This window comes from Pseudomonas sp. IT-P100 (assembly GCF_949767185.1).
GTDB lineage: Bacteria > Pseudomonadota > Gammaproteobacteria > Pseudomonadales > Pseudomonadaceae > Aquipseudomonas > Aquipseudomonas fluorescens_B.
Genome location: NZ_CATKQK010000011.1, coordinates 669,285 through 692,499 on the forward strand (window position 1 = coordinate 669,285; position 23,215 = coordinate 692,499).

At 57.3% G+C, this 23,215-nt stretch carries 25 protein-coding genes and 3 pseudogenes; 12 read left to right on the forward strand and 16 right to left on the reverse strand.

Going from position 1 to position 23,215, the window contains the following annotated elements; genetic code table 11:
- Window positions 1–39: 39 nt before the first annotated feature.
- The 3 genes from ACM6IQ_RS11455 to ACM6IQ_RS11465 all read left to right on the forward strand — a co-directional run bounded on the left by ACM6IQ_RS11455 (window position 40) and on the right by ACM6IQ_RS11465 (window position 1,868).
- Window positions 40–729, forward strand: a complete 690-nt coding sequence (locus ACM6IQ_RS11455; protein WP_414878794.1) for a hypothetical protein — start codon at window positions 40–42, stop codon at window positions 727–729.
- 75 nt (window positions 730–804) lie between these two features.
- Window positions 805–1,356, forward strand: a complete 552-nt coding sequence (locus ACM6IQ_RS11460) for a glycoside hydrolase family 19 protein (RefSeq protein WP_414878795.1) — start codon at window positions 805–807, stop codon at window positions 1,354–1,356.
- Window positions 1,353–1,868, forward strand: coding sequence for a DUF2514 family protein (locus ACM6IQ_RS11465; RefSeq protein WP_414878796.1), 516 nt, complete (start codon window positions 1,353–1,355; stop codon window positions 1,866–1,868). Before ACM6IQ_RS11460 ends, ACM6IQ_RS11465 begins: the two co-directional genes overlap by 4 nt.
- 44 nt (window positions 1,869–1,912) lie before the next feature.
- On the opposite strand, the gene ACM6IQ_RS11470 is transcribed toward ACM6IQ_RS11465, so the two are convergent.
- The gene (locus tag ACM6IQ_RS11470; RefSeq protein ID WP_414878797.1) at window positions 1,913–2,437 is read right to left on the reverse strand and encodes a hypothetical protein; all 525 of its coding nucleotides are present in this window, start codon (window positions 2,435–2,437) and stop codon (window positions 1,913–1,915) included.
- 130 nt (window positions 2,438–2,567) lie between these two features.
- Here ACM6IQ_RS11470 and ACM6IQ_RS11475 point away from each other — a divergent pair.
- A pseudogene (locus ACM6IQ_RS11475) lies at window positions 2,568–2,705 on the forward strand (lysis protein); the annotation flags it as partial.
- Window positions 2,706–2,802: 97 nt separating this feature from the next.
- Window positions 2,803–3,804, forward strand: a complete 1,002-nt coding sequence (locus ACM6IQ_RS11480) for a S1 family peptidase (protein ID WP_414878798.1) — start codon at window positions 2,803–2,805, stop codon at window positions 3,802–3,804.
- A gap of 49 nt (window positions 3,805–3,853) precedes the next feature.
- Here ACM6IQ_RS11480 and ACM6IQ_RS11485 read toward each other — a convergent pair whose 3' ends face one another.
- Both ACM6IQ_RS11485 and ACM6IQ_RS11490 read right to left on the reverse strand, forming a co-directional pair.
- Window positions 3,854–4,063 (reverse strand): hypothetical protein, encoded by a 210-nt coding sequence (locus tag ACM6IQ_RS11485; protein WP_414878799.1) that lies wholly within the window; start codon window positions 4,061–4,063, stop codon window positions 3,854–3,856.
- A gap of 744 nt (window positions 4,064–4,807) precedes the next feature.
- Window positions 4,808–5,320: pseudogene (locus tag ACM6IQ_RS11490) on the reverse strand (integrase); the annotation flags it as partial.
- Window positions 5,321–5,510: 190 nt separating this feature from the next.
- On the opposite strand from ACM6IQ_RS11490, the gene ACM6IQ_RS11495 reads away from it, so the two are divergent.
- The 3 genes from ACM6IQ_RS11495 to ACM6IQ_RS11505 all read left to right on the forward strand — a co-directional run bounded on the left by ACM6IQ_RS11495 (window position 5,511) and on the right by ACM6IQ_RS11505 (window position 7,883).
- The gene (locus tag ACM6IQ_RS11495; RefSeq protein WP_414878800.1) at window positions 5,511–6,329 is read left to right on the forward strand and encodes a phage antirepressor KilAC domain-containing protein; all 819 of its coding nucleotides are present in this window, start codon (window positions 5,511–5,513) and stop codon (window positions 6,327–6,329) included.
- Between the two features lie 110 nt (window positions 6,330–6,439).
- The gene (locus tag ACM6IQ_RS11500) at window positions 6,440–6,739 is read left to right on the forward strand and encodes a metal-sensing transcriptional repressor (protein WP_017337834.1); all 300 of its coding nucleotides are present in this window, start codon (window positions 6,440–6,442) and stop codon (window positions 6,737–6,739) included.
- Between the two features lie 7 nt (window positions 6,740–6,746).
- The gene (locus tag ACM6IQ_RS11505) at window positions 6,747–7,883 is read left to right on the forward strand and encodes a nickel/cobalt efflux protein RcnA (RefSeq protein WP_414878801.1); all 1,137 of its coding nucleotides are present in this window, start codon (window positions 6,747–6,749) and stop codon (window positions 7,881–7,883) included.
- Between the two features lie 565 nt (window positions 7,884–8,448).
- Here the strand turns inward: ACM6IQ_RS11505 and ACM6IQ_RS11510 are convergent.
- From ACM6IQ_RS11510 to ACM6IQ_RS11555, 10 genes are all read right to left on the reverse strand, one after another.
- Entirely contained in the window at window positions 8,449–8,685 is a 237-nt protein-coding gene (locus tag ACM6IQ_RS11510) for a thioredoxin family protein (RefSeq protein WP_414878802.1), read from the reverse strand.
- Between the two features lie 19 nt (window positions 8,686–8,704).
- Window positions 8,705–9,742, reverse strand: a complete 1,038-nt coding sequence (locus ACM6IQ_RS11515) for a permease (RefSeq protein WP_414878803.1) — start codon at window positions 9,740–9,742, stop codon at window positions 8,705–8,707.
- 26 nt (window positions 9,743–9,768) lie between these two features.
- Window positions 9,769–10,848 carry an ArsO family NAD(P)H-dependent flavin-containing monooxygenase gene (locus ACM6IQ_RS11520; protein ID WP_414878804.1) on the reverse strand — a complete coding sequence of 360 codons (1,080 nt, stop codon included), beginning with the start codon at window positions 10,846–10,848 and terminating at the stop codon, window positions 9,769–9,771.
- A gap of 132 nt (window positions 10,849–10,980) precedes the next feature.
- The gene (locus ACM6IQ_RS11525) at window positions 10,981–11,262 is read right to left on the reverse strand and encodes a hypothetical protein (RefSeq protein WP_414878805.1); all 282 of its coding nucleotides are present in this window, start codon (window positions 11,260–11,262) and stop codon (window positions 10,981–10,983) included.
- 101 nt (window positions 11,263–11,363) lie between these two features.
- The gene (locus ACM6IQ_RS11530) at window positions 11,364–11,702 is read right to left on the reverse strand and encodes a hypothetical protein (protein WP_414878806.1); all 339 of its coding nucleotides are present in this window, start codon (window positions 11,700–11,702) and stop codon (window positions 11,364–11,366) included.
- Window positions 11,703–11,729: 27 nt separating this feature from the next.
- On the reverse strand, window positions 11,730–12,431 hold the full coding sequence (locus ACM6IQ_RS11535) for a VIT family protein (RefSeq protein WP_017337841.1): 702 nt from the start codon (window positions 12,429–12,431) through the stop codon (window positions 11,730–11,732).
- Window positions 12,432–12,500: 69 nt separating this feature from the next.
- Complete coding sequence (locus tag ACM6IQ_RS11540) at window positions 12,501–13,472, reverse strand: FAD:protein FMN transferase (protein WP_414878807.1); 972 nt, start codon at window positions 13,470–13,472, stop codon at window positions 12,501–12,503.
- Window positions 13,456–15,636, reverse strand: a complete 2,181-nt coding sequence (locus ACM6IQ_RS11545) for a PepSY domain-containing protein (RefSeq protein WP_414878808.1) — start codon at window positions 15,634–15,636, stop codon at window positions 13,456–13,458. The genes ACM6IQ_RS11540 and ACM6IQ_RS11545 overlap by 17 nt, the downstream gene beginning before the upstream one ends.
- A gap of 25 nt (window positions 15,637–15,661) precedes the next feature.
- A complete protein-coding gene (locus tag ACM6IQ_RS11550) occupies window positions 15,662–16,132 on the reverse strand; it encodes a DUF2271 domain-containing protein (protein ID WP_414878809.1) in 471 nt (156 codons plus the stop codon).
- Between the two features lie 92 nt (window positions 16,133–16,224).
- On the reverse strand, window positions 16,225–16,548 hold the full coding sequence (locus tag ACM6IQ_RS11555) for a PepSY domain-containing protein (protein ID WP_017337845.1): 324 nt from the start codon (window positions 16,546–16,548) through the stop codon (window positions 16,225–16,227).
- Between the two features lie 132 nt (window positions 16,549–16,680).
- On the opposite strand from ACM6IQ_RS11555, the gene ACM6IQ_RS11560 reads away from it, so the two are divergent.
- Window positions 16,681–17,340, forward strand: coding sequence for a response regulator transcription factor (locus ACM6IQ_RS11560; protein ID WP_414878810.1), 660 nt, complete (start codon window positions 16,681–16,683; stop codon window positions 17,338–17,340).
- The gene (locus tag ACM6IQ_RS11565) at window positions 17,337–18,665 is read left to right on the forward strand and encodes a sensor histidine kinase (RefSeq protein ID WP_414878811.1); all 1,329 of its coding nucleotides are present in this window, start codon (window positions 17,337–17,339) and stop codon (window positions 18,663–18,665) included. The genes ACM6IQ_RS11560 and ACM6IQ_RS11565 overlap by 4 nt, the downstream gene beginning before the upstream one ends.
- Before the next feature lie 355 nt (window positions 18,666–19,020).
- Here the strand turns inward: ACM6IQ_RS11565 and dctM are convergent, their stop codons facing one another.
- The 3 genes from dctM to ACM6IQ_RS11580 all read right to left on the reverse strand — a co-directional run bounded on the left by dctM (window position 19,021) and on the right by ACM6IQ_RS11580 (window position 21,992).
- Window positions 19,021–20,304 (reverse strand): C4-dicarboxylate TRAP transporter large permease protein DctM, encoded by a 1,284-nt coding sequence (gene dctM / locus ACM6IQ_RS11570; protein ID WP_414878812.1) that lies wholly within the window; start codon window positions 20,302–20,304, stop codon window positions 19,021–19,023.
- Window positions 20,301–20,933: a TRAP transporter small permease gene (locus ACM6IQ_RS11575; RefSeq protein WP_414878813.1), complete on the reverse strand. Its 633-nt coding sequence runs from the start codon at window positions 20,931–20,933 to the stop codon at window positions 20,301–20,303. The genes dctM and ACM6IQ_RS11575 overlap by 4 nt, the downstream gene beginning before the upstream one ends.
- A 63-nt stretch (window positions 20,934–20,996) precedes the next feature.
- Window positions 20,997–21,992, reverse strand: a complete 996-nt coding sequence (locus ACM6IQ_RS11580) for a TRAP transporter substrate-binding protein (RefSeq protein ID WP_414878814.1) — start codon at window positions 21,990–21,992, stop codon at window positions 20,997–20,999.
- Between the two features lie 717 nt (window positions 21,993–22,709).
- Between ACM6IQ_RS11580 and ACM6IQ_RS11585 the strand changes: the two are divergent.
- Together ACM6IQ_RS11585 and ACM6IQ_RS11590 are read left to right on the forward strand one after the other, a co-directional pair.
- Window positions 22,710–22,820 (forward strand): annotated as a pseudogene (locus ACM6IQ_RS11585) (ArsR family transcriptional regulator); the annotation flags it as partial.
- A gap of 8 nt (window positions 22,821–22,828) precedes the next feature.
- On the forward strand, window positions 22,829–23,191 hold the full coding sequence (locus tag ACM6IQ_RS11590) for a metalloregulator ArsR/SmtB family transcription factor (RefSeq protein WP_414878815.1): 363 nt from the start codon (window positions 22,829–22,831) through the stop codon (window positions 23,189–23,191).
- Window positions 23,192–23,215 lie beyond the last annotated feature (24 nt).

Below are 23,215 nucleotides of genomic sequence, written 5' to 3' on the forward strand. Positions count from 1 at the left end.
CTGCCGGTCGGCTGCTGGATAACCTACGGGGTTTAGTAAATGGCAAATGCAGGATTCAGGGTAAAAGGGGCGTTAGGTACGGCGCAAATCGACTCCAACTACAGCAACTTCGAGCTCGTGGCGTCGGGGACCATCTACCTTACGTCAGGAGGGACCGAAGGGCGCTACGCGGATTTCTCTTTGCCATCCGGAGAGCTGTTCCCTGTCGTAGCGCTGGCGGGGGCATATTCCTGCTGGTCAGTGATGATTAGCGACACCGTGTGCAGGGTTTACGCCATCGTGTCCGGAGGCATATCCCCGCCCATAAACTATTACGTTTTTGGCACGCCCAAACCAACCAGTAGCGGCGCGGGCGGAATCATAGGGCTGCGGGTACGTAATCCGGCCACCGGAAACATCGCCTACAGCTCCGAGCGCAGGTACATGAAAATTTTAGACAGGAGGTCTGGCGCCCTAGGCCGCAGAGATGTTATCAGCGGCAGCGTGAGCGGAAAGACTATCGCTGTGGCCGTCCAGATGCGGCCTTACTTTTGGCTGAGGAGAACCGTAAGCCAGGGCCAGCCAGTTGTCACAGTGGTGGTAGAGGGTGGCAGGGGGATATGCTCAGGCGGATCATGGCAATACACGCTGGACACAATAAACGCGTCATCCACGCCAGGCACTCAGCCAACTCTTTCATATGAGTTTTACAACTACAGCTTTCTGATTCTGGACGTCACCGGTTACTGAATGATGCCTTGACCTCAATCATCCGGATCACTGCCACCCGCCATCGAGCGGGTATTTTTTTTCCTGGAGTTCACCATGCCCATTACTCAGCAGCAGTTGCTGCAGATACTCCCGAACGCCCGCAGCCAAGCGGGCGTTTTTGCGTCTGCGCTGAATTTGGCCATGGAGCGCTTCCAGATCAACACCCGGTTGCGCATGGCGGCGTTCATTGCCCAGGTGGGTCATGAGTCTGGCCAGTTCCGCTATGTGCGCGAGCTCGGCGGCGACCAGTACCTTAGCAAGTACGACACGGGCACGCTGGCAAAACGGCTGGGCAACACGCCCGATGCGGACGGCGACGGCCAGAAGTACCGCGGTCGCGGCCTGATTCAAATCACGGGCCACGACAACTACCTCGCCTGCAGCAAGGCACTGTTCGGCGATGACCGCCTACTGCGTACGCCTGAACTGCTCGAGCAAGCCGAGTGGGCCTGCAAGTCGGCGGCGTGGTACTGGAATTCCCGCAACCTGAACGCGCCGGCCGATATCGGCGACCTCAAAACGGTCACTCGCCGCATCAATGGCGGCCTGAATGGTTTTGATGAACGCCTCGCCTTCTACGAAACCGCTATGAAGGTGCTGCCATGAATCCGCTCCTACTGCGACTCCTTCCTTATATAGCCGCGGTGCTGCTGGTGCTCGGTGCGGCATTTGGCATCTATCACCATGGGTTGTCGGTAAAGGATGCTGAATGGCAAGTCCGGTGGAATGACCGAAACACATTGGACGCTAAGGCTCTCGCCGCAAACGAAGCCGCCGAGCGAGCAAAAGAGCAAGCCCGTCAACTCTCCATCAACAAGGCGATCCAAGATGGTCAACGCACGATCGATCAAGCCACGGCTGATGCTGTCGCTGCTCGCGCTTCTGCTGACAGCCTGCGCGGGGCAGCCGACGCCCTTGCCGCTCGACTCGCAGCCAGTCAAGCCGGCGGCCATTCCTGCACTGCCGCCGCAAGCAAGGCAGCTTCCCGTGCCGCCCTGGTGCTCGCCGACTTGCTCAAGCGCTCTGACGAGAGATCGGGAAATCTGGCGGTCTATGCTGATCAAAGCCACGGGCGCGGAGTGACTTGCGAACAGGTGTATGACGGTATTTCGAAGTAGGGATTTTTGGTTGGTAGAACGTCAGAGAAGATGTTTTTGAAATGCTATGAATCGCTGTCTAGGATGAAGGTTTCTTCGTATATCGATTTGTATTTGATTTCTAGGCGCAAATTTTCTTCCAAATAGTCCTCAATGGAATTTAGGTTCTTGTCAAATTTCAATGTGACAAGCTGAATCTGCTGGTTGGTGGGTAATACGAATGGAGTGTTGATTGCCTCTATTGCGATGACCGTGCATCGCGTGAGGTTTTCAAACGCGGTCATGAGGAGCTTTTCACCAGCCCCATCCACCAAGACACTATTTGCGAAAATGTTGAACATATCTATTGTTGCTGGCCCTAGCCCGTCATTTTTTATAATGATCTTGAATGTGTCGTCATCTTCTTCGCTATGTATTGCGAGATGAGGTTTGACGGAGAGACGATTGTGTTTTCGTGACAAATGAGACTGGTATAGGGTCACAAAAAGCGCAAGAAGCGCGATGAAAACGGATGCTATAGCAGGAACGTCATCAGTCCAGTGGGACTCAGGGACTGAATTTATCAAAATGTATTGTATGTCTGACGCCACGAGTCGGTCCTGACTTAGTCGAATCCGGCGATGATATCAATTTGGTGGTCAGTACGTGCGGGGCAGCAGATGACGGCGACACAAGATCGGACCGCTCCTGCATGATATCTCTGCACTGTTCGAGATAAGCGGCGTGGTTCATGGAGGAACGCGCGTCAGACTTGACCCAGCGCATGCTCAACGAATTGTCGCCATCACCGACGCCGGCGACCAAGGATTGATTGCGTTGGCGGCATGCCAGGCTTATGTGAGGGAGTTGAATCGATAGGTTAGCTGCGTCAAGGTCGGTACGAAATGACAAGGATTGTTGCAGCGGTATCGCTATCATCTACACATCGGCCGATATTTTGTATCTGGAGTGTATTGTGATTCATCAGCTGTCGCGCGCTACCACTTACATACAGACCTACATTATCCACCCTGAGACAGGTCAGCAGATACAACTCTCTTATGCGACGGGCTTCTTTATTCGGGCAAGCCAAACACTATTGTTGGTTACAAACTGGCACGTCGTTACGGGCCTTGATCCTGCTGCTCCGTCTGTCATGGGATCAAACAGAACGCCGCCACACTTACTCAAGGTTACTGTGGTTAGCAACAGTGGAGGTCTGATCGAGTTGACCCTTCCGCTTTACAACGCCGCGATGGAACCGTTGTGGGAAGAGCATCCCGCAGGCGGGGACGTTGACATCGTGATCTATCGCTTGCCGATAACTCTCGAAAACCATTTTGAGTTTGTTGATATCCATTCGGCTGAAGATGACACGCATATAAACGAGGCGGTGGCAAAGGACGTGTTTATTCTCGGCTATCCCTTCAGTCGCGAAGACATGATTGAGACTTTTGGTGACGATGCACCGTACTTCCTTCCTGTTTGGAAGAGAGGCAGCATCGCAACCGAACCGGCCTTGCGACTTGGCGGACGAGTGTTGCTCATTGATTCCTTATCACGAGCTGGGATGTCTGGCGCGCCAGTTCTGATCGCGCAAGACGAAAAACGTATCGGAGCAGGAAACAACGCGAACAATGACTTGTTCAAGCAAATGCTTGGAGGAAATATTGGAGCGCTTGATGCGTTCGCGGGACTCGACACTCAAGCGTTAACAAATGAAACCGAGAAATGCTTCAAATTTTTGGGTGTGTACTCGGGTACGATCGGCAGCACGCGTTTGGCCGAGGTGGCTTTAGGCAAGTGCTGGCATGTGGAAACTCTTCGAGAGTTGACTGCCAGTGCACGCAACGGCGAAATGCCGTTCCATGCCCCCATACCTAATGCGCACTATGAGGCCTTTTTTTCCCAATTCGTTGCGGGAGAACTGATTCGGAAAAACGTCGATGGCGAAGTTATCGACCGTGTATCGATTTAGGACGAGACTCTCGAAAGCGCAATTTTTGGCCAAAAGTAGCCCCCAGCGCTCACTCCGGCGTCATGAGCACCGCAAGCGTCAGTTTGATGAACTCTTCGTTCTTGTCGATGGTGTCTAGGGCGCCGCGCACGTTGTCCGCGACTTCCGCGGCGCCTTGCTGCTCGACCCAGTTGGACAGTTCAAGGATGGCGGCCTCAAGGGCCAACTGGTTTTCGTTGATTTTGAAGAGCAGGGAAGGGAGCAGGTCTGAATTTGGCATGAGATTCCTCCGTGGAAGAGGAAAGCGTAGCAGGCAAAAAAGGATTGGGATTCGTTCGGCAGAACGCCGGAGAATGGGGGTACTACTGTAGGAATATACAACGCTAAGTTATTGATTCTTATAGGGTGATATGCGGGTTTTGAGAGTATCGAAAATCATCCTATTTCCCTTTTACATCAATAGGTACAACTGACTACCGGTCACCTTGACATGGTGGCATCCTATCAAGGGTTGTTGCACCCAAGCCATCAACTACGTGCCTGGCTTGGGCGGGGTCGCGCCAGAATTATTTCTGCTTGGGATCTGCATTTCCCCTTTTTTTTCCGGAAACCTTACCGGTTTTGCTCGGCAGGTTTTCGACCTTCGGCTGCTCTGCTTTAGCTGGTTTCTGCTTCGACTGTGGCATTGTTTATGGCCTCTATGTGCAGGACGGTGCGCCCTACAAATTTGAGGCGTGGACGTCGACAAAATTCCGGACAACTGCAAATCAGCTTGCGCAAAACCACCGCTACAGACCACGGCTTTCCGTTTGCATAAGCACAAAAAAGCGGATGTTTTGCCACCCTAAAAAGGGGCTGTTATCCTTATAGAACAATTGCTTAGGTCGCTACAGTCCCCAGCATGGGGTGCTAGGGGTCGAGTGTTCGAATCACTCCGTCCCGACCATATTTCCTGAGTAAAATCAGACAGTTAAGCCGATCATCTGGATCGGCTTTTTTGTGTCTTCGCAGAACTAGCGCAAAACTATCCGGTGATTTCGTTGATATTCAGGTCCGGAATGGCCTCGGACCAGATGATTTCCTCGTGGTCTCGCTGGTAGTTTTTGGTCATGCCCTCGCTCGCATGCCCCGCAATTTTTTGCCCATCCTTTCCGGCTTTTTTGTAGAGATGCAGCGACAGCGCTCGCACTTCCTGGAAGCCCGGCATCTCTTCTTCCTTCCATCCCTTGTAGCATTCCGCCGCCTCCCGGGCTTCCTTGAACGCTCGAGTCAAATATCGCTCTTCAACCTTCGTCCAGTGGTCCTTGGTCTGTGCCTGTCTCTGTTTCAGGCGATCGGGCTTGCGGTGCACTAGGTACGGCGAGACAACATCGTCACGGCACCGACTGATGACTGCTTGGAGTTCCGGCGTCACCTGAAAGCGAATCCATGCCGCGTCACTGGCCTTGGCCGTCTTCTTCTGCACGACGTACAGGAATCCCTCCCGAAAGCGCATATCAAGGATGTCGGTTCGGCGTTGCGCGGTGATCAGGGCCAGCACGAAAAAGCCCAGGGCGAGAAAGCAATTCTTGAAGCAATCGACGCGCTGCAGGTTCTGCGCGAATCGCTGTAGGCTGCCTGAATCCCAGACATAAAAAAACCGCCTGGCAGGCCGGCTTTTTCAATAACTTGTACAACACAGTGGAGCCATTAAGAACACGATCGTCGCTCCAAGCAATACGGTCACCATGTCGAGCCGGGAGATTGCTGATCTCACCGGCAAGCAGCATCAGCACGTCATGCGCGACACGAAACGCATGCTCGGCGACCTTGGTTTCGATGCGTCCACTTTTGGACGCATCTATCTCGATGGCCTGAACCGTCAGCAGACCGAGTACGTGCTGGGTCAGGATCTGGTCATCACGCTGCTTTCCGGGTACAGCGCGCCACTTCGATACCGTGTCGTGACACGTTTGCACGAACTAGAAAACGTGTCACGACAGGTTGTCACGATCCCGCAAATTCTTCCCGAGGCTCTGCGGTTCGCCGCCTTGCAAGCCGAAGAGAATCTCCAGCTTCAGCAGGTCATCGCCAAGCAAGCGCCGAAAGTCGAAGCACTGCAGCGCTTGGCCAAATCACAAGGCGACGTTTGCATCACCACGGCCACCCAGCTTCTCGGCATTCGCCCAACCAATCTATTCGCCTGGCTGAACCAGAACCGCTGGATTCATCGCCGTACCGCTCGTTCGAGCTGGGTTGCGTACCAACCGCGCCTGAACACCGGCTGGCTCAAGCACAAGCTGGTCAAGGTCGGCGGTGGGGAAGGGCAGGACATCAAGGTCGTCGAGCAAGTCATGGTCACCCGTTCGGGCATGGTCACGCTCGCTGATCCGAGCAGCCCGCACCCGACATTTCGGCTTGCTGTTCATGGGCGTGATGGGCGTCTTGCGCAATCTCGCAGGCTGGCTGTTTCGGCGTCACTGACAAGGTATAGGTATGTCCGGCCCAGGCCACAAACATGGCGAGAACAAGCGCGATTACCACTGTCGTTGTCAGTGTTCTGCTGAACATGGCATTCGGGTTTCAATTCGTTTTATAGGGCTTTCATGTGTTTGACCAGATCCCCCTAGGGGGGATAGGATGCCAGCGTAATTTATGGAGGCCTGAGGCTCAAGTCATGAGTGAGCACGATCACGAACACAACCATCCCCACACTCACCAAAGTCATGAGGCGATCATCAAACGCCTCAAACGGGCGGACGGCCATTTACGCGGCATCATCACCATGATCGAAGAGGGGCGTCAGTGCGTGGACATCGCCCAGCAGCTGCATGCAGTTGAAAAAGCGGTATGCCAAGCCAAGCGCACACTCATTCAGGATCACATCGATCACTGCCTGGAGGACACCGTCTCGGCATTGAACAATGGCGAGCGCGCACCACTGGAAGCCTTCAAGCAAATCACCAAGTACCTCTAGGTCTGACATGCCCAACTTTGCTGAACTCTTGCAACAGGGCGGTTCACACGCCTGGCTGTATTTCCCGAGCGCCATCCTGCTCGGTGCTTTGCATGGCCTGGAACCGGGCCATTCAAAAACCATGATGGCGGCCTTCATCGTCGCCATCCGTGGCTCGGTCAAACAGGCCGTCTTATTGGGTTTGGCCGCGACGCTGTCGCACACCGCAGTGGTGTGGTTGGTCGCCATCGGTGGCATGTACCTGGGCAAAGGCCTGGATGCTCAAACCACTGAGCCTTACTTCCAGCTTGCGTCTTCCGCGCTGATCATTGTGATTGCATTTTGGATGCTGTGGCGTACCTGGCGTGGCGAGCAGATGTTCAAGTTCGAGCAAGAGGATGATCACCATCACGGCGAGCATGACCATGGTCATCACGATGAAACCCATCGCATCGATACCGGCCATGGCCGCATCGAACTGTCGATCTTTGAAGAGGGTATGCCACCGCACTGGCGCTTGAAGGCATTGACCGGGCATGCGTGGCTTGCTTCAGACGTTCGTCTGACCACTACCCGTCCAGACGGCAGCACTCAAACGTTTTCATTCGTCGAGCGCGAAGGTTTCCTGGAGTCGGCGGTCGATATTCCAGAGCCTCATGAGTTCAGTGCGCGGTTGAGTCTTGGGCATGCAGGTCACTCCCATGATTACGACCTGGAGTACCAGGAGCATGATCACGGGCACGCGCATTCCGAACTGGAAGGTCTGGAGCTGTCGATTGATGGCTATCAGGATGCGCATGAACGTGCTCATGCCAACGATATCCGTAAACGCTTCACCAACCGCGAAGTCACCACCGGCCAAATCGTCATGTTCGGTCTGACGGGTGGCCTGATTCCGTGTCCGGCGGCCATCACCGTGCTGTTGCTATGCCTTCAGGTTAAGGAGGTGACATTGGGAGGTATGCTCGTCTTGTGCTTCAGCATCGGTTTGGCGATCACCTTGGTCACTGTCGGTGCTGCGGCAGCTATTGGTGCTAAACAGGCTTCCAACCGTTGGCCGTGGTTGGGCACCGTGGCTCGTCGTGCACCTTACCTGTCCAGCGTGCTGATCATCGGTGTTGGCCTTTACGTGGGCGTTCATGGCTGGATTGGCCTGAACGCATAAGGTGACGCGTGGGTGTTTGGACGATCCAGCTACTTGGGTCTGTTCCTGGCGCTCCATTGAGCGATTGCTGCGCTCGTGACAACACGGCATTGAGCATTGCCCCACCAGCATTGGTGTTGATCTCGATCAGGCCGAAATTGTTCTCAATGACATGAAAGTCATCCCCAAAGAACACTCCCTTGACCCCACCCGGATCATGTCGTGCGATAGCAGGAGAGTGAGCCAGCACTTCCTCACGGTAAGCTCGGAGTGAAACGACTGCTTCGACCGCGCGCACTACCTGCGCCATACGATGCAGGTGGGCCGGTGCGATGAAGACTGGATGGGCTGCGAATAGAGGAGGGCAGCGTTGCTGCGCAAGCTCAAACAAACCTGGCTGCCCGAAAGCGTCGACTCCAGAGTTTCGTAGAGGACGTCTTTATCAAGGCTGATGCAAAAGCACTGGCTGTTGAGGGTTTCTATAGGCACCCTCGCCAGAGCTGCCGCAGCGGCTGCCGTCGAAAGAAACGCCGCGTCATTGTCGGAGAAGGGCAGTCAGGCCTCTGGGTGTGCAGAGGCCTTTGTCTCAAGCGCAGAGCCATTCTTCAACCTTCTCACGGCTCGGGATGCCCCCTGAGTGAACGACTTTTCCATCAATCACGACGCTGGGCGTGGACATCACCCCGTAGCCGACGATCTGTTGCATGTCTTCGATTTTTTCCAGCTTAACGGGGACGCCTTTCGCACTCGCCACCTGTTCGATGATGGCTACTGTCGATTTACATTTTGCACAACCGGTGCCCAGGACCTTGATGTCTTTCATAAAAACCTCGGTAGGTGGATTACAAAGCGAAGTTGAAGACGTAACCAACGATGAGAATGCCGACGGCGACGACCCCAATGAAGGTGGCTATCAGGCGCACTTTCAACACCTTGCGCAAGATCACCATTTCCGGAAGGGATAGAGCGATGACACTCATCATAAAGGCCAACACAGTGCCCAGCGCTGCGCCCTTTGCGAGCAGTGCCTGCACAATGGGGATGATGCCTGCCGCATTGGTATACATGGGGATGCCGATAAGAACCGCGAGCGGAACTGACCACCAGGCTTCCTTGCCCATGAAGCTGGCCATGAAATCCTCAGGCACATACCCGTGAATGCCTGCGCCAATGGCAATACCGGCAAGGATGTAAGGCCACACTTTTCCGACGATTTCACGCACGCTGCTGAACCCGGCATTTATCCGCTCATACAGCGGCATACTCGTGTCCCCGGCGGTTGCCTGGATCTTGGGCATATCACGGACCCAGTCTTCCAGATAGGCCTCCATTTTCAGACGCCCAATGACCCAGCCGGCAACAATCGCAATAAACAACCCCAGGCTGAGGTACAGCAATGCAACTTTCCAGCCGAACAGGCCAAGCAACAGTGTCAGCGCTACCTCGTTCACCATGGGTGCAGAAATGAGGAATGAGAAAGTCACCCCCAGGGGTACTCCAGCTTGAACAAAACCTATAAACAGAGGAACGGCTGAGCACGAGCAAAATGGGGTAAACACACCGAGAGTGGCCGCCATGACATTGGTCATGCCCTCGCTTCGCCCTGCCAACATTGCGCGGGTGCGTTCAGGCGTGAAGTGGGAATTGATCATGCCCATCAAGAACACGATGCCGGTCAACAGCATCAGCACCTTGGGCGTGTCGTAGAAAAAAAACTGTAAGGCACCTCCCAAGTGGCTGTTGCGATCAACAGGAAGCGCTGCGACCAAAGCCTCTGAAACAGGTATCAGGGCTTCATACAATCCGAACCAGACAAGCGCTGCTACCGCTAAAAACAGGCGGGGATTGCGCTCCGGCCAGCGCATGATCGTTTCATTCATGTCCTCTACTCCTGGGATGTAGGGCACTAGGCCACGGACGGATCGCCAAGATAGGTCGCGATCTCATTGACTGTGCTGCGTGCTGTGCGCGTTACACCGATCAGTGTGGCGGAAGCCGAACCTGTCCACTCGCCATAGCCCACCAGCCATAGTCTTGGTTCCTGGATCGAGTGAGTGCCGTCCACCTCAACACGACCTTCAGTGTCGATCACCCCCAACGAATCAAGATGCTGAAGTGCGGGCCTGAACCCGGTACACCAGATCACCACATCCACTGCGGATTCAGATCCATCGGCCCACATCACACCATCGCGAGTGAAGCGTTCAAAGGGGCGTACAGACTTGAGAGCATCCCGCTCACGGGCTTCTGCAACTGGTGGCACCATGACAATGTCCCCCAACCCGCCGACGGGCTGGTCAATGACACGCCCCTCCTGCTGGGCCTTCAAGCGCTGGGTGGCGCGCTCGAACAGTACTCGTCCATCCACTTCGTCAGGCAAAAACACCGGTTCGGCAGGGGTTACCCAAGTGGTCTCGGCGACCTTGGATACTTCTGCCAAAATCTGCGCTCCTGAATTGCCGCCACCCACCACCAAAACCTCCTTGCCAGCAAAGGCTTGTGCATCGACATAGTTCGCGGAATGCAATTGCCGACCGGCGAACAACTCGGCATCAGGGTAGTGAGGGATATACGGATTGCTCCAGGTGCCGGTGGCGCTGATTACAACCTTGGCATCCCAATACTTGCCGTCAGAACGTACTCGCAAGCCAGACTCTAAGCGTTCCACAGAAACGACCCGAACCGGGCGCTCCACCGGAAACTGGTAGCGCTGCTCATATTGGTTGAGATAGTCGACTACATGATTTCGCGTTGGATAGCCTTCTTGGGCGGGCGGCATCATCCAGCCTGGTATCGAACTCCAGGTGGCCGGAGAGAACAAGCGCAGCGAATTCCAGCCATGCCGCCAGGCACCACCGGGCTCTTCCTCTGCGTCGAGGATAACGAACGAAAGTTGAGTTCGGCGCAGGAAATACGCTACCGCCAAGGCTGACTGCCCCCCACCGATAATCACTACATCTCGTTGGTCACTGGGCGAAAGAGTCATGGGAAAAACCTTGAGTCGATGCTGGGGCGGTAGCCAGTATAGCGACCCAGGTTTGAACCCAACTGATCTAGCTCATAGGTTGAGGATTCTGTTTGGCCGACGGAAATAGGCCGAGGTGCTGAAAAAAGCATTTTAGAGCAGGTTTGACTGCCAGGATTTATTCATCATTTTCATGCCCTCTTGCATAGCGGCTTGCCGTTCGGCTGGCGTCTTCGCAGCGGCGGCTTTGTCATGAGCGGCCTGCATTTTCTGCATTTGCTCGCTCATCGCTTTATTCATCGCCGACTCGGACGGTGCGCTGGCAGCCGTTGCGCTGTCAGGTGCGTCGGCTGGGTGATGCTCATCTTCGGCAGAAGCCATGAAGACGCTGCTGGCCAAAATGGCGGCAAGAACCAGTTTCAATTGTGTTTGCATGGTGAACTCCAGGTATTTAGAGATAGGTAGGAACTACTAAGCCGCGCCGAATCGGCGCAATGAAGCAGGGCGGCCACGGTGTGGCCGCCCTGAAAGGCGAATTAATCGTTGAAGCGGACGAATATAAGGCGGGCGGGTGGCCCCGATGGAGCGGGGCGCTTCAGTGCGAGCGCGGCGAAGGTTATTGTTTGAGCGGAGTTAAGCAGCATCATCGCAGGTAGCAGCAACGCAAGCGCTAAACTGGTGAGATCCAGTGTCGGTATCTGCGATGTGGGACTGATCGCCTTTGCTGCATCGGCACAATGCTTAAGGCAGCCGCTGGCATGCAGCGCATGTTCATCCACCTGTTGCAGCGTGGAGGGCGTCTCGTGCGTTGCACTCAGGCTGTGCTGCGGCTGCACCAGGCGGCCGTGAAATACCGTCACGATCACAGCCAACACCCACACCCCTAGGGTGCGTATGTCTTACTAAACCACTGCTCCGAACAGCGATCCCACCAGCGCCGTCATGCCCATGGCCAGCGCACCCCAGAGGGTCACCCGCCAGGCTCCGGTCATGACCTTGGCCCCGCCGGCCCTGGCAGCAATGGCACCCAATATCCCGAGAAACACCAATGACATGCCCGATATCCAGGGCACCACGCTGTGCTCCGGAGCAACAAGCGTCACCGCCAGTGGCAATGCGGCGCCCACCACAAAACTGGCGGCCGAGGCGAGGGCGGCCTGCAAGGGTTTGGCGGTGAGGGTGGCGCTGATGCCCAGCTCGTCCCGGGCGTGAGAGCCCAGCGCGTCGTGGGCCATCAATTGATCGGCCACCTGATGCGCCAGTTCAGGTGACACGCCGCGATGCATATAGATGTTCGCAAGTTCAAGGTGTTCGGCTTTCGGGTCGCTTGCCAATTCTGCCCGTTCGCGGGACAGATCGGCCCGCTCGGTATCGGCCTGGGAGTGTACGGAAATGTACTCGCCAGCGGCCATGGACATGGCCCCGGCCATCAGCCCCGCCATTCCGGTGACCAGCAACGTGGCATGGCTGGCGTTGGCGGCAGCGACGCCGATCAGCAGGCTGGCGGTAGAGACAATCCCATCGTTGGCACCCAGGACAGCGGCGCGCAGCCAGCCGATACGATCGCTTCTGTGTGCCTCGGTGTGCCTGTGCATGAATTTCATTGTTTAAAGGGATTCCCTGTCATTAGGCGGTCCACGTCGGACGGGTTCCGAGCGGGCCGGTAATCGGCGTCAGCGGGTTTCAATTTGCGCCTGCAGCTGGCCGCCGACAATGGATATTTCTTTGAATTGTTCACCCTCGCGCAGCACGAACAGCGCGTCCATCCCGCGTTCCTGAGCCAGACGTGGGCCCTCGGTTTCGCCCAGGACCATTAGCGCCGTGGCCCAGGCATCGGCGAGCATGCACGAGGCCGCCACCACGGTGACGGCGGCGAGCGGGTTGCACAGCGGCGCGCCGGTGGCCGGGTTCATGGTGTGAGCATAGGATTGACCGGCCACGTCTACCCAATGTCGATAGTCCCCGGAGGTCGCGATTGCGGCATCGCTGAGTTCCATCACCCCCATGACTTCACGCATGCCCCGGTTGGGCTTTTCCAGGGCCACGGCCCAGCACTGGCCGTCAGGTTTGACGCCCCGGGCGCGCATCTCGCCATCGATGCCGACCAGGTAGCGGGTGATGCCAAAACCCTCCAGGCAACGGGCCAGTTCATCAACGCCAAAACCTTTGGCGATGCCACTCAAGTCAAGGTTCAGCGGGACGCGCTTGCGCGCCAGATTGCGTTGCGGCTCAACCACCAATGCGGCGCTGGCTAACAGCCGGGCGCGCGGCGCAATCGTGCCGATCGCCTGCTCTGTGACCGTCTGCTCCCCTGGGCCGAAGCCCCAGGCGTTCACCAGGTCACCGACGGCGATGTCGAAGGCGCCGCCCGATTGCTGACTGACGCGCAGTGCCGCAGACAGCACCGTGGCCAGTTCCTTGGGCACGGACACCCATTCCTGCTCGGGGGCGGCGTTTAGGCGGTTGAGGTCCGAGTCGGGTTTCCAGCTGGACATTTGCTGGTCCACCCGGGCCACGGCGCGCGCCAGGCGCTGGCCAATTTCGTCGGTATCGATCCCGGCCCCGGCATAAAACAGGGCGGTGTATCGGGTGCCCATGGTTTCGCCGTTCAGGCTATAGCGCTGCAACTCAGTAGACGTCTTCACGGTAGCGTCCTTGTGCCTTGAGAGTCAGCACACTCAGGTTGAGAGGCGCCAACACTTCATCGAGGGCCTGCATCACGCCTTTGGCCATTTCGCGACTGCCACACACCAGCACCTGGGCACCTTTTTCAATCAGCCGGCGCAAGGCCAGGGCATCGCTTATCAGCCGGTCCTGCACGTAGCTGCGGTCCTGAACCTGAGAGAAGGCGGCGCGCAGTGCCGTGAGGCGGCGGTCCGACAAGTATTGGTTGAGCTCCGGTTCGTAGAGAAAGTCCGAAGCCGGGTTGCGCCCGCCCCAATACAAGTGCATCGGGTGTCGGGCCTTGTTGTTGCGGATAAAACCGGCCAGGGGACCGATGCCGGTCCCGGCGCCGATCAGGATCACCGGGTGCGCGCCCGATGCCGGACGAAATTGCGGGTTGGGCTGGATGAAGGCTTCGATCTGCGCGCCGATGTCCAGGCCATGAAGGAATTCCGAGCACACGCCACCGTTGTGTTTACGCACACAGATCTCCAGCACGCCGTCCTGGGAACCGCTGGCCAGCGAGTAGAAACGCGGGATCGGGCTGCCCGGCGGCAGAATCCCGACCAGGTCGCCGGCCAGAAAGTCCGGCAGTTCGCCGCAGGCTTTGAAGCGCAGGATGTGGGTCGGCGCGTTCACCTGTTCGCCATAGGCAATCCGCTCTGTCAGCTTCAATTGATGGGTACGCGGCTGCTGCGGGGTGTGAACCAGCGCCAGCTCCTGCCCCAACACGTCACCCAACGCGTGGCCCCAGCGCGCAAACTCCTGAGGGGACTGGCGGTTGACGGTTTCCAGCGCCAGCAATGGCGAGCCACCGGCCTGCAACATGGCGTCCTGCACTTGATGGGCGTACTGACAGAACTGCGCAAACTGGCGGTCGCCCAGGCCCAGCACCGCAAAGGGCAGGCCGGGCTTGAGGCCGGTTTTGGCCAGCCGCGCCAGAAACTGCGAAGCCGAGGCCGGCGCATCGCCGTCACCGTGGGTCGCGGTGAGGATGAAGACCCGTTGGGCATTGCGGTAATCGCCCGCCCATTCATTCATCGCCGCGCTGTGTACCTGATGGCCACTCTGGTGCAAGGCGTCGTGCAAGGTTTTGGCAAAGCCCCAGGTGCTGTTGTTTTCGCTGCCCACCAGAATCACGCTGTCGGCGGAGTGGGCAGGGCTGTTGTGGCGGATGTTCGGGCCAGCCTTGCGGCGGCGCCACCACAACAGGATGCCGGTCACGCTCATCAACGGCACGCAGAGGGCGCAGAGCCCCAGCGGCAGGCCCAGCCACCAGAGGCCTTCGCCGGTGTGCAACTGATAGATCAATTCGTAGAGGTTGTGCATCGAGTCGTGGGCCTGATAGGACAACAAAGCGCCGCTGGCCTGATCCACATAGCCGTCGCCCTGGGCCGTGCGCAGGGAAAACACATCGCGCGGGTTGCCGGGGTTCGGGTAGACCAGCTCGCGCAGGTCGTTCAGGTCGGTGGCCTGCAAGGCTTGCAGCTTCGCTACCGGCAAGGCCGGGCCGGCGCTGACGTGGGCGGGGAAGGCGGGTTCACTTTGACTGCCGTCGGCGATAAAACCAAAAGTGGTGGCGGACATGTAGAGCCCGCTCAAAGCCGACAGCAGCAGCCCCAGCAAGGCCAATCGCCCGACTTCAGCATGCCAGCGCTGGCTGAAAGTGCCCCGCAGTGGCCGCAGCAGGTTGCGCCAGCCACCCAGGCGCCGGGCCAGCAATAGCGCGCCGGACACTGACAGCATCAGCATGAACAGGGCGCCGACCCCCGACACCCCATGGCCCGGCGTACCAAGAAATAGCGAGCGGTGCAGGTCTTTCACCCAGCGTGTGAACGCGGATGGTTCGTAAGGGGCGAGGCCTTTGCCGGTCAGTGGGTCGACCTTTTCCGCCCCGGCCTGGCCGTTCTGGTTGTAGTAGACGATCACCGTGCCGGACGCTGAGCGCTGGATCTGCTCCACGCCTGGAAAGTGGTTGGCAACGCGCCCGGCCAGTTGGCCGACGTTGAGTTGTCCGGCAGGGGTGGACGTGCTGTGCAGGCGTTCCAGCGCCGGGTCGACCGACAGGATCGCGCCGCTGATGGCCAATAACATGACCAGCAGGGCGGCGATCAGGCCAGGAAGGGAATGGAACTGACGAAGCATGTTCAGCCTCCAGAGATGGCGGGTGCTATAGATCGTAAGTAAAGGACTCGACATAGGTACTGCCGGGCGCTGGCTTGCCGGCGCCCTTGGATGTCAACGGCACGCTGACATCGGCGCGAGCGTCACGTTTGTCCTCGACGGCGCTGTCGATGCGGATCTGATACCCGGCATCGATCAGGGTGTCTGCCAGTTCGACGCTGACTTTGAGCGTGCGCCCGCTGCCGACACTGGCGCCGCTGACCCCGTCAAATTCGCTGGGGTTCATCCCGCTGCCACGGGCCCAGTCGCCCAAATGCTTGTAGTACTTGGCCTTCTTGCCGGCCACCCACAGGGTTTTCTGGTATTGGCCATTGGCGTCGGTGACGTAGATCGCCAGGTAGGCATCATTGCCGCTGTAGTCCTTGAGCTGGGTGGTCAGGGTCACTTCACGGGCCTGGGCCAGCCCTGGCAGGGCAATGGCGCCGACGAGGCAGGTGGCTGCGATGATCTTCTTCATGAGGGTGTCCTTTTGATCGTTAGGTCGAGAGCCTGGACCTGCTTGCTGACAGCAACCTGAAACGCAGGAAAAACTCATCGACAGGTGAGGTGTCATTCGGTGATCGGGCTACCGAGGTAATCCCTGGCATTGCCATCGTCGCGGAAGTGGATCTCGAGGGTGCGCAGGCGCAGCGAGGCCGGTGAGTAGCTGGCTTCGATGGCGTTGCCTTTGCGGTCCAGGCCCTTGAGCTCGTAACAGCCGTCGTCGACTTTGATGCGCTGCACGCTCCAGCCGTATTGCCGCTCGACCTGCTGACGCAAGGTGTCGCGCGGTTGCCAGTCGCTCACCGGGTCGCTGCAGTCGTCGTCCGCCAAGGCGTAACCGCTGAGCAGCAGGCTCAACAGCGCGGCATTGGCAATAAAACCTGATTTCATGATCTGTCTCCTGCCGAGGTCGGCGTCTGTGGCATACCCTAAGGTGCATTCCTGACAACCAGCTGAATCTTCAGATTCACGTCAGGTAAGGCGATTAAGGTGCTGCACGACAACCATCACAGGAGGTTCCAGATGCGGGTTCTATTGGTCGAGGACGCACCAGGGTTGGGGGATGCGGTGCGCGAGCAGATTGCCGATGACGGTCACGCCGTCGATTGGGTGCAGCGCCTGGACCACGCACGCAACAGCGTCCGCACCACGCCTTACGACCTGATCCTGCTGGACCTGATGCTCCCGGACGGTCGCGGGCTGGACTTTTTGCGTCAGCAGCGTTCGGCAGGTGACGTGACCCCGGTGATAATCCTGACGGCCCAGGATCAGATATCCGATCGCATTGCCGGCCTCAATGCCGGGGCCGACGATTACCTGGTCAAACCGTTCGATCTTTTCGAGCTTTCGGCCCGTGTGGCGGCGGTGGCCCGGCGTTATAGCGGCAATCCCAACCCGCAGATCAAGCTCGGTGATTTGCAGGTCGACATGAGTGCCCGCACCGTGCAGCGGGCCGGCACCACCGTGGACCTGACGGCTCGCGAATGGGCGCTGTTCGAAGCGTTCGTGCAGCGGCCCAGCGCGTTGTTGTCCAAGTCGCAGCTGGAAGAACGTCTGTATGCCTTCGGCGCCGAAATCGAGAGCAATACCATCGAGGTCTACATCAGCCGGCTGCGCAAAAAACTGGGACGAGAGCTGATTGAAACCGTGCGCGGCATGGGCTACCGGTTGATGGCCGTATGAAGTCTTCTTTGAGCCTGCAAAAACGCCTCGGCCTGGGGCTGACCCTGGGCATGACTTTGCTGTGGCTGGGCGCGACCGTCGGCGCCTGGCTGGTGGTGCAACATGAGTTGAACGAGGCGTTCGACAGCGCGCTGGAAGAGACCGCGCAACGCATCTTGCCACTGGCCGTGCTGGAAATCAGCAACCGGGAGGAACCCCGTGAGGCTCAGCACGTTGCGACGTTGAAAATGCACAAGGAATACCTGACGTACCTGGTGCGCGATGCCAGCGGCAAGATCCTGATGCAATCCCACGACGCCAACCCGAAGATCTTCAGTCAACAGCCGACTGAGGGTTTTTCCACCTCTGAAAAATACCGCTTGTATGGCGCCAGTGCATTGCGCGAAACGCTGTTCATTGAGATCGCCGAGCCGCTGGGGCATCGCCGTGAAGCCGCGCGGGAAGCCTTGTTTGCCTTGTTGTTGCCGCTGTTGGCGCTGATTCCCGTCAGCCTGTTGGGCACCTGGTTGTTCGTGCGGATCAGCCTGCGCAGTGTGTTGGCGTATCGTCGTGCGGTCGAGGCGCGTGGCGTGGGTGATTTGTCGCCGATCAAGGTGGCCCGCCTGCCGGCAGAAATCGATCCATTGGCCGAGGCGGTCAACCACCTGCTGGAGCGCTTGCGCAAGGCCCTGGAAGCCGAACGCAGCTTTACCGCCAACAGCGCCCATGAACTGCGCACGCCACTGGCCGCGACCCTGGCGCAGATCCAGCGGTTACACCACGAGGCGCCCGAAGGCCCGTTGCGGGTACGAGCGGCGAAGATCGAAAACGCGTTGCGCGAGTTGGCTCGGCTTTCGGAAAAGCTCATGCAACTGGCCAAGGCCGAGGGCGGTGGGCTGTTGTCCGAAACACCTCAGGACCTGATTCCATTGCTGGCCCATGGGGTCGACGAGTGGAACCATCGCAGCGGTCAGCGCATTGAGTTGCAGTTGCCCGGTCAAGCCAGCGTGTACTCGAGCATCGATCCGGACGCCTTTGGTATCCTGTTGCGCAACCTGATCGAGAACGCGCTGAAGTACGGCGCAGCGGATCAACCGATCGAAGTCAGCCTCACCGAACAGGCACAACTGCGGGTGGTCAATAGCGGCCCGGCGGTGCCGCAGTCGGTATTGCAGCATCTGACAGAGCGCTTTGTGCGCGGTCACAGTGAAATCAGTGGTTCAGGGCTGGGGTTGGCGATTACTAAAACCATCGTTCAGGGGGTTAACGCGAGAATGAAACTGTTTTCCCCTGCTACAGGTCGACAGGAGGGTTTCGAAGTGTGCGTCTGGTTACCGCTTGCCTAGTTTTAAACAGATCGCCCGCTCCGCTGGGCTCTTTCTCAGCGTCGAGAGTAACGAACATCTCCCGCCAGGGTACAGCCGGATCAGCGTTCGAACATCATGCTCGGAAACACTGGTTGGTCGTGCGAGGACGGCAGATACCGTGGTGCTCCGTCCAAGGGATATTGGTGGGTACCTGGTTGTTTTCACAGTGGTTACGGCTGGTGGGACGCCTTTCGTATCGTGACAGTCAATGTGGCGACCAAAGGATTTGGTCCCCCTTCGACAAAAAGCCCGCCAAGTGTGGGCTTTTTGTCGTCTGGCTATCCGTTTAAACCGTGGCAATTTCCTTCATGACACGGGCGGCCAAGGTGGAAAGTCAACTCATGCCCAGCCAGTTTGGCAGCACAAGGGAAATCCAGGGAACGTAGGTAACCAGGATCAGGAACAGCAGCAGGATCATCAGCCAGGGCATGGCGGCCCTTACGGTGGCTGGCAATGTCATACCTGTCACAGCCGAGGTGACGAACAGATTCAGGCCCACCGGTGGCGTGATCAGGCCGATCTCAAGATTGACCACCATGATGATGCCGAGGTGAATCGGGTCGATACCCAGTTTGATGGCAATGGGAAAGAGGATCGGCGCCAGAATCAGAATGATGGCCGACGGTTCCATAAAGGCGCCCGCAATCAGTAGCACGATGTTTACCACCAGCAGAAACATGACGGGCGTCAGGCCGGCCTCGATCACCCAGGCGGTAATCTGTTGCGGAAGCTGCTCGGTGGTCAGCACATGGGCGAAGAGCATGGCGTTGGCGATGATGAACATCAGCATGATGCTCAACTTCGCAGAGTCCAGCAGGACTTTCGGGGTTTCACGAAACGTCAGGTCCTTGTAGACGAACAAGGCGATGAAGGCCGAGTAAACCGCCGCCACAGCTGCCGCCTCGGTCGGGGTAAACATTCCGGAGTAGATGCCACCCAGGATGATCAGCATCAGCAACAGGCCCCAAATTGCCTGGCGTGCGGTACCGAGTAGTTCACGCAATGTCGCGCGGGGCAGCGCGGGCAGGTTTTTCTTAACGGCGACAATATAGATCGCCACCATCAGCGCTGTACCCAACAACAAACCTGGCACCACACCCGCCATGAACAGCTTGCCGACGGAGGTTTCGGTCGCGGCGGCATAGACTACCATCACGATCGAGGGAGGAATCAGAATGCCCAGGGTCCCGGCATTGCAGATGATCCCTGCGCCAAAGGCCTGCGGATAACCGGAGCGCACCATACCGGCAATGGCAATCGAACCTACGGCGGCCACAGTCGCCGGACTGGAGCCGGAAAGAGCAGCGAATAGCATGCAGGCCAACACCGCCGCAATAGCGAGGCCGCCGCGAATATGGCCGACACAGGCATTGGCAAAATCGATCAGTCGACGGGCAACGCCACCGGTGGTCATGAATGCACCAGCGAGCAGGAAAAACGGAATGGCCAGCAGCGTGTAATGTTCCGAAGTCTCGAATAGCTTAATCGCCAGGGAGCGCACGGAATCGGGACTGAAAAAAATGATGGTCAAGGAGCCGGCCAGTCCCAGGGAAATGGCGATGGGAACGCCGATGAACATCAGGACGAACAGGGCCGCGAAAAGGAAAGTAATGGTCATGGCTTGTCGTCCTCGTGTTCGGCCAGTCTCAAGGCATCGGCGGCTTCATCAGCCAGCCCCAGACCGGTTTGGCGGTTCAGCAGGATGCGCACGAGAATCTCAGCGAAGCGAATGAAGACCAGGGCAAAACCCAAAGGGACGATCAAACCGATATGCCATTGCATGATGCCAAAGTGGCCAAGGTCCTCGGCACCGATGCCTGCATTCATCAGGGTCTGAATCCATTCGAAGCTGGCAACGCTGAGTAGCCCTGCATAGGTCAGGCAGCACAGACAGGCCACAATACCTATGTACTTCTGTACCGATCTGCTGGTCAGTCGGACGAGCGCGTCTACACCTATATGCCCCGCCGTGCGCACGCCGTAGGCCAGTCCGAAAAAGATCAACCAGCCAAACAGGGCTTTGGTCAGTGCGCTGCTCCAGGTCATCGCCTGGGCCATGCCCATGATCCCGTCGCCCATTGCGAATAACGGGGCGCTCGCAGCACCCCAGTGATCGCCTAGCCAGTAGAAAAAACTGTAGAGGTTGTTGAGGATCACATAAACGAACGTGACCAGCGTCATGGCGGCAAGAAGGAAGACGATAAAACCCTCCTCGAAGTGTTCCCAGATACGCTGAAGCGCTTTCATGGATGGCATCTCCTATCGAGTAATGATCGGCAGGTGCCGCCCTGGGCAGCACCTGCATTGCGATCATTGGGCCTTGTTGGCGGCTTCAGCGGCAGAGATCAATTCAGGACCGATATCGCCCTCAAACCTCTTCCATACCGGTTTCATCGCTTCTCGCCATTGTTCGCGTTCCTCTGGCGTCAGGGTGATGATTTCAGTGGTCTTGGCCGCCAGGATGCGCTGCTTGTCGCCCTCATTGAGTTGTTCCGCGTCCTTGTTCACCTGAGCTGTGACTTCAACGACAATCTTGTCCAGTTCACTTCGAACATCCGGCGGCAAACCATTCCAGAACTTGGTGTTAGTGATCAGCATATAGTCCAGTACACCATGATTGGATTCCGTGATGTACTTCTGCACTTCATACATCTTCTGGCTGTAAATGTTCGAGTAAGGATTCTCCGCACCGTTGACCACACCGGTCTGCAGCCCCTGATAAACCTCTGCAAAACTCATCTTGCGCGGATTGGCGCGAACAGCCTTGAACTGCTCCTCAAGCACGGCAGACGCCTGCACCCGGAACTTCAGGCCACGGGCATCGGTAGGGACGCGCAGTGGCTTGTTGGCCGAAAGTTGCTTCATGCCGTTGTGCCAATAGGCCAGGCCGGTGATGTTCTTGCTCTCCATGGACTTGAGCAGCCCTTGCCCCTGCGGACTCAACTGGAAGCGGTTGACCGCGGCGATGTCGTCAAACAGGAAGGGCAGATCGAACAACTGGACAGACTTCGTGTACTGCTCAAACTTTGCGAGCGAGGGGGCAATCAACTGCACATCTCCCAACAGCAAGGCTTCCATCTCCTTACCGTCACCAAACAGGGACGAGTTGGGATAGACCTCGACCTTGACCTTGCCGGGCAGGCGCTCCTCGACCAATTTCTTGAACAGCAAGGCGCCTTGACCCTTGGGCGTTTGCTCGGCGACTACATGTGAGAACTTGATAATTATTGGATCGGCGGCCATCGCTGTGCTCAGCGTACCGAAGACAAGGGTACAGGCGAGTGCTTTGCATATTGACTTGAACATCGGAGGTATTCCTCTTGTTTTAGTTTTTTGTACATTCCAGGCATTGGAGCTCATTCATGCGGCGGACAAGAGGCAAGTCTAGGCGGAAAAATTCCATTGGGAGGATGACAACCAGAATGGATTGAAATCCAGGTCATCGAATTCACTGAGATTGCAGCGAAAAATTAATACTGACGCGAGGAGCCGTACATCGTCCAATCCGACACAAGGTGCCGGAACAGGTCGTGAAGGCGGGAGAGCAGATACTCCCACCAGTGGACGAACTCATTGTGGCGCCGGGAGTATGAGCAAGTTCGCTCTGTCGTCGCGGCGCTGGCGGGTGATTGGGACGCGGTCAAAAGGGTTGAGCTGGTCCTCCCGGAAACTGGCATTTACAACTCGGAATTCGATGAAGTCGATGATCGCTTGAAGGCTTCGGCAAACCAGACATCTTGTTGTGGCACTGGAGAGACAACCCTTGAGGCCGCGTGAGCGACAGATTTATTACAGATACCATATATATTTCGCAGCAGGTATTTGAAGAGCGCCGGAAAGCGATTCGACGTGGCTAACCCTGTATTACAGGGCTTTCATTGACAACGGTCGTCGGGATCCAGTCATTTTGATGGATTAATGTGTCGTTGACTCTTTACCTTGCATATGGGAAAACATATATTCGTTAAGCCGTATATGAGCTGAGGCTGCACAATGACCAGCAAAGCCCGTGTCCTGTTCGTCTGGAGTTTTGAAGACCCGGTCACCAGCACCAAACATGATGCCTTTCGTCTCACCCTTCACGAAATTCATGAGCGCATCAAGATGTTCGTCTTGGTCAAAAACAAACACTGAGAAACGATATGGCTGACCATCTGACACCGACCACTGTTTTCAAATGCCTGGCTGACGACACTCGGGTCCGCACGATGATGCTCATCACCCGTGAAGGAGAGCTTTGTGTTTGCGAGCTGACCTGCGCGTTGAACGAGAGTCAGCCAAAAGTCTCCAGGCACCTCGCGCAGCTGCGGAGTTGCGGCCTGTTGTCGGACCGTCGACAAGGCCAATGGGTGTATTACCGACTGCACCCGAATCTCCCGGATTGGGTTCATCAAGTACTGACCACTGTGCTCGAAAGCAACAAGCACTGGTTGAGCCCTGATGCCAAACGCCTTGATGAAATGGGCGACCGTCCTGAACGGGCACTGGCCTGCTGTGAACGCTAAATAGCCTGACTCCGCCTTCGACTA

Coding starts and splice junctions, on each gene's coding strand:
- ACM6IQ_RS11455 (WP_414878794.1), top strand. CDS start 40: ATGGCAAATGCAGGATTCAGGGTAAAAGGGGCGTTAGGTACGGCGCAA.
- ACM6IQ_RS11460 (WP_414878795.1), top strand. CDS start 805: ATGCCCATTACTCAGCAGCAGTTGCTGCAGATACTCCCGAACGCCCGC.
- ACM6IQ_RS11465 (WP_414878796.1), top strand. CDS start 1,353: ATGAATCCGCTCCTACTGCGACTCCTTCCTTATATAGCCGCGGTGCTG.
- ACM6IQ_RS11485 (WP_414878799.1), bottom strand. CDS start 4,063: ATGCCAAATTCAGACCTGCTCCCTTCCCTGCTCTTCAAAATCAACGAA.
- ACM6IQ_RS11495 (WP_414878800.1), top strand. CDS start 5,511: ATGTCGAGCCGGGAGATTGCTGATCTCACCGGCAAGCAGCATCAGCAC.
- ACM6IQ_RS11500 (WP_017337834.1), top strand. CDS start 6,440: ATGAGTGAGCACGATCACGAACACAACCATCCCCACACTCACCAAAGT.
- ACM6IQ_RS11505 (WP_414878801.1), top strand. CDS start 6,747: ATGCCCAACTTTGCTGAACTCTTGCAACAGGGCGGTTCACACGCCTGG.
- ACM6IQ_RS11510 (WP_414878802.1), bottom strand. CDS start 8,685: ATGAAAGACATCAAGGTCCTGGGCACCGGTTGTGCAAAATGTAAATCG.
- ACM6IQ_RS11515 (WP_414878803.1), bottom strand. CDS start 9,742: ATGAATGAAACGATCATGCGCTGGCCGGAGCGCAATCCCCGCCTGTTT.
- ACM6IQ_RS11520 (WP_414878804.1), bottom strand. CDS start 10,848: ATGACTCTTTCGCCCAGTGACCAACGAGATGTAGTGATTATCGGTGGG.
- ACM6IQ_RS11525 (WP_414878805.1), bottom strand. CDS start 11,262: ATGCAAACACAATTGAAACTGGTTCTTGCCGCCATTTTGGCCAGCAGC.
- ACM6IQ_RS11535 (WP_017337841.1), bottom strand. CDS start 12,431: ATGAAATTCATGCACAGGCACACCGAGGCACACAGAAGCGATCGTATC.
- ACM6IQ_RS11545 (WP_414878808.1), bottom strand. CDS start 15,636: ATGCTTCGTCAGTTCCATTCCCTTCCTGGCCTGATCGCCGCCCTGCTG.
- ACM6IQ_RS11550 (WP_414878809.1), bottom strand. CDS start 16,132: ATGAAGAAGATCATCGCAGCCACCTGCCTCGTCGGCGCCATTGCCCTG.
- ACM6IQ_RS11555 (WP_017337845.1), bottom strand. CDS start 16,548: ATGAAATCAGGTTTTATTGCCAATGCCGCGCTGTTGAGCCTGCTGCTC.
- ACM6IQ_RS11560 (WP_414878810.1), top strand. CDS start 16,681: ATGCGGGTTCTATTGGTCGAGGACGCACCAGGGTTGGGGGATGCGGTG.
- ACM6IQ_RS11565 (WP_414878811.1), top strand. CDS start 17,337: ATGAAGTCTTCTTTGAGCCTGCAAAAACGCCTCGGCCTGGGGCTGACC.
- dctM (WP_414878812.1), bottom strand. CDS start 20,304: ATGACCATTACTTTCCTTTTCGCGGCCCTGTTCGTCCTGATGTTCATC.
- ACM6IQ_RS11575 (WP_414878813.1), bottom strand. CDS start 20,933: ATGAAAGCGCTTCAGCGTATCTGGGAACACTTCGAGGAGGGTTTTATC.
- ACM6IQ_RS11580 (WP_414878814.1), bottom strand. CDS start 21,992: ATGTTCAAGTCAATATGCAAAGCACTCGCCTGTACCCTTGTCTTCGGT.
- ACM6IQ_RS11590 (WP_414878815.1), top strand. CDS start 22,829: ATGGCTGACCATCTGACACCGACCACTGTTTTCAAATGCCTGGCTGAC.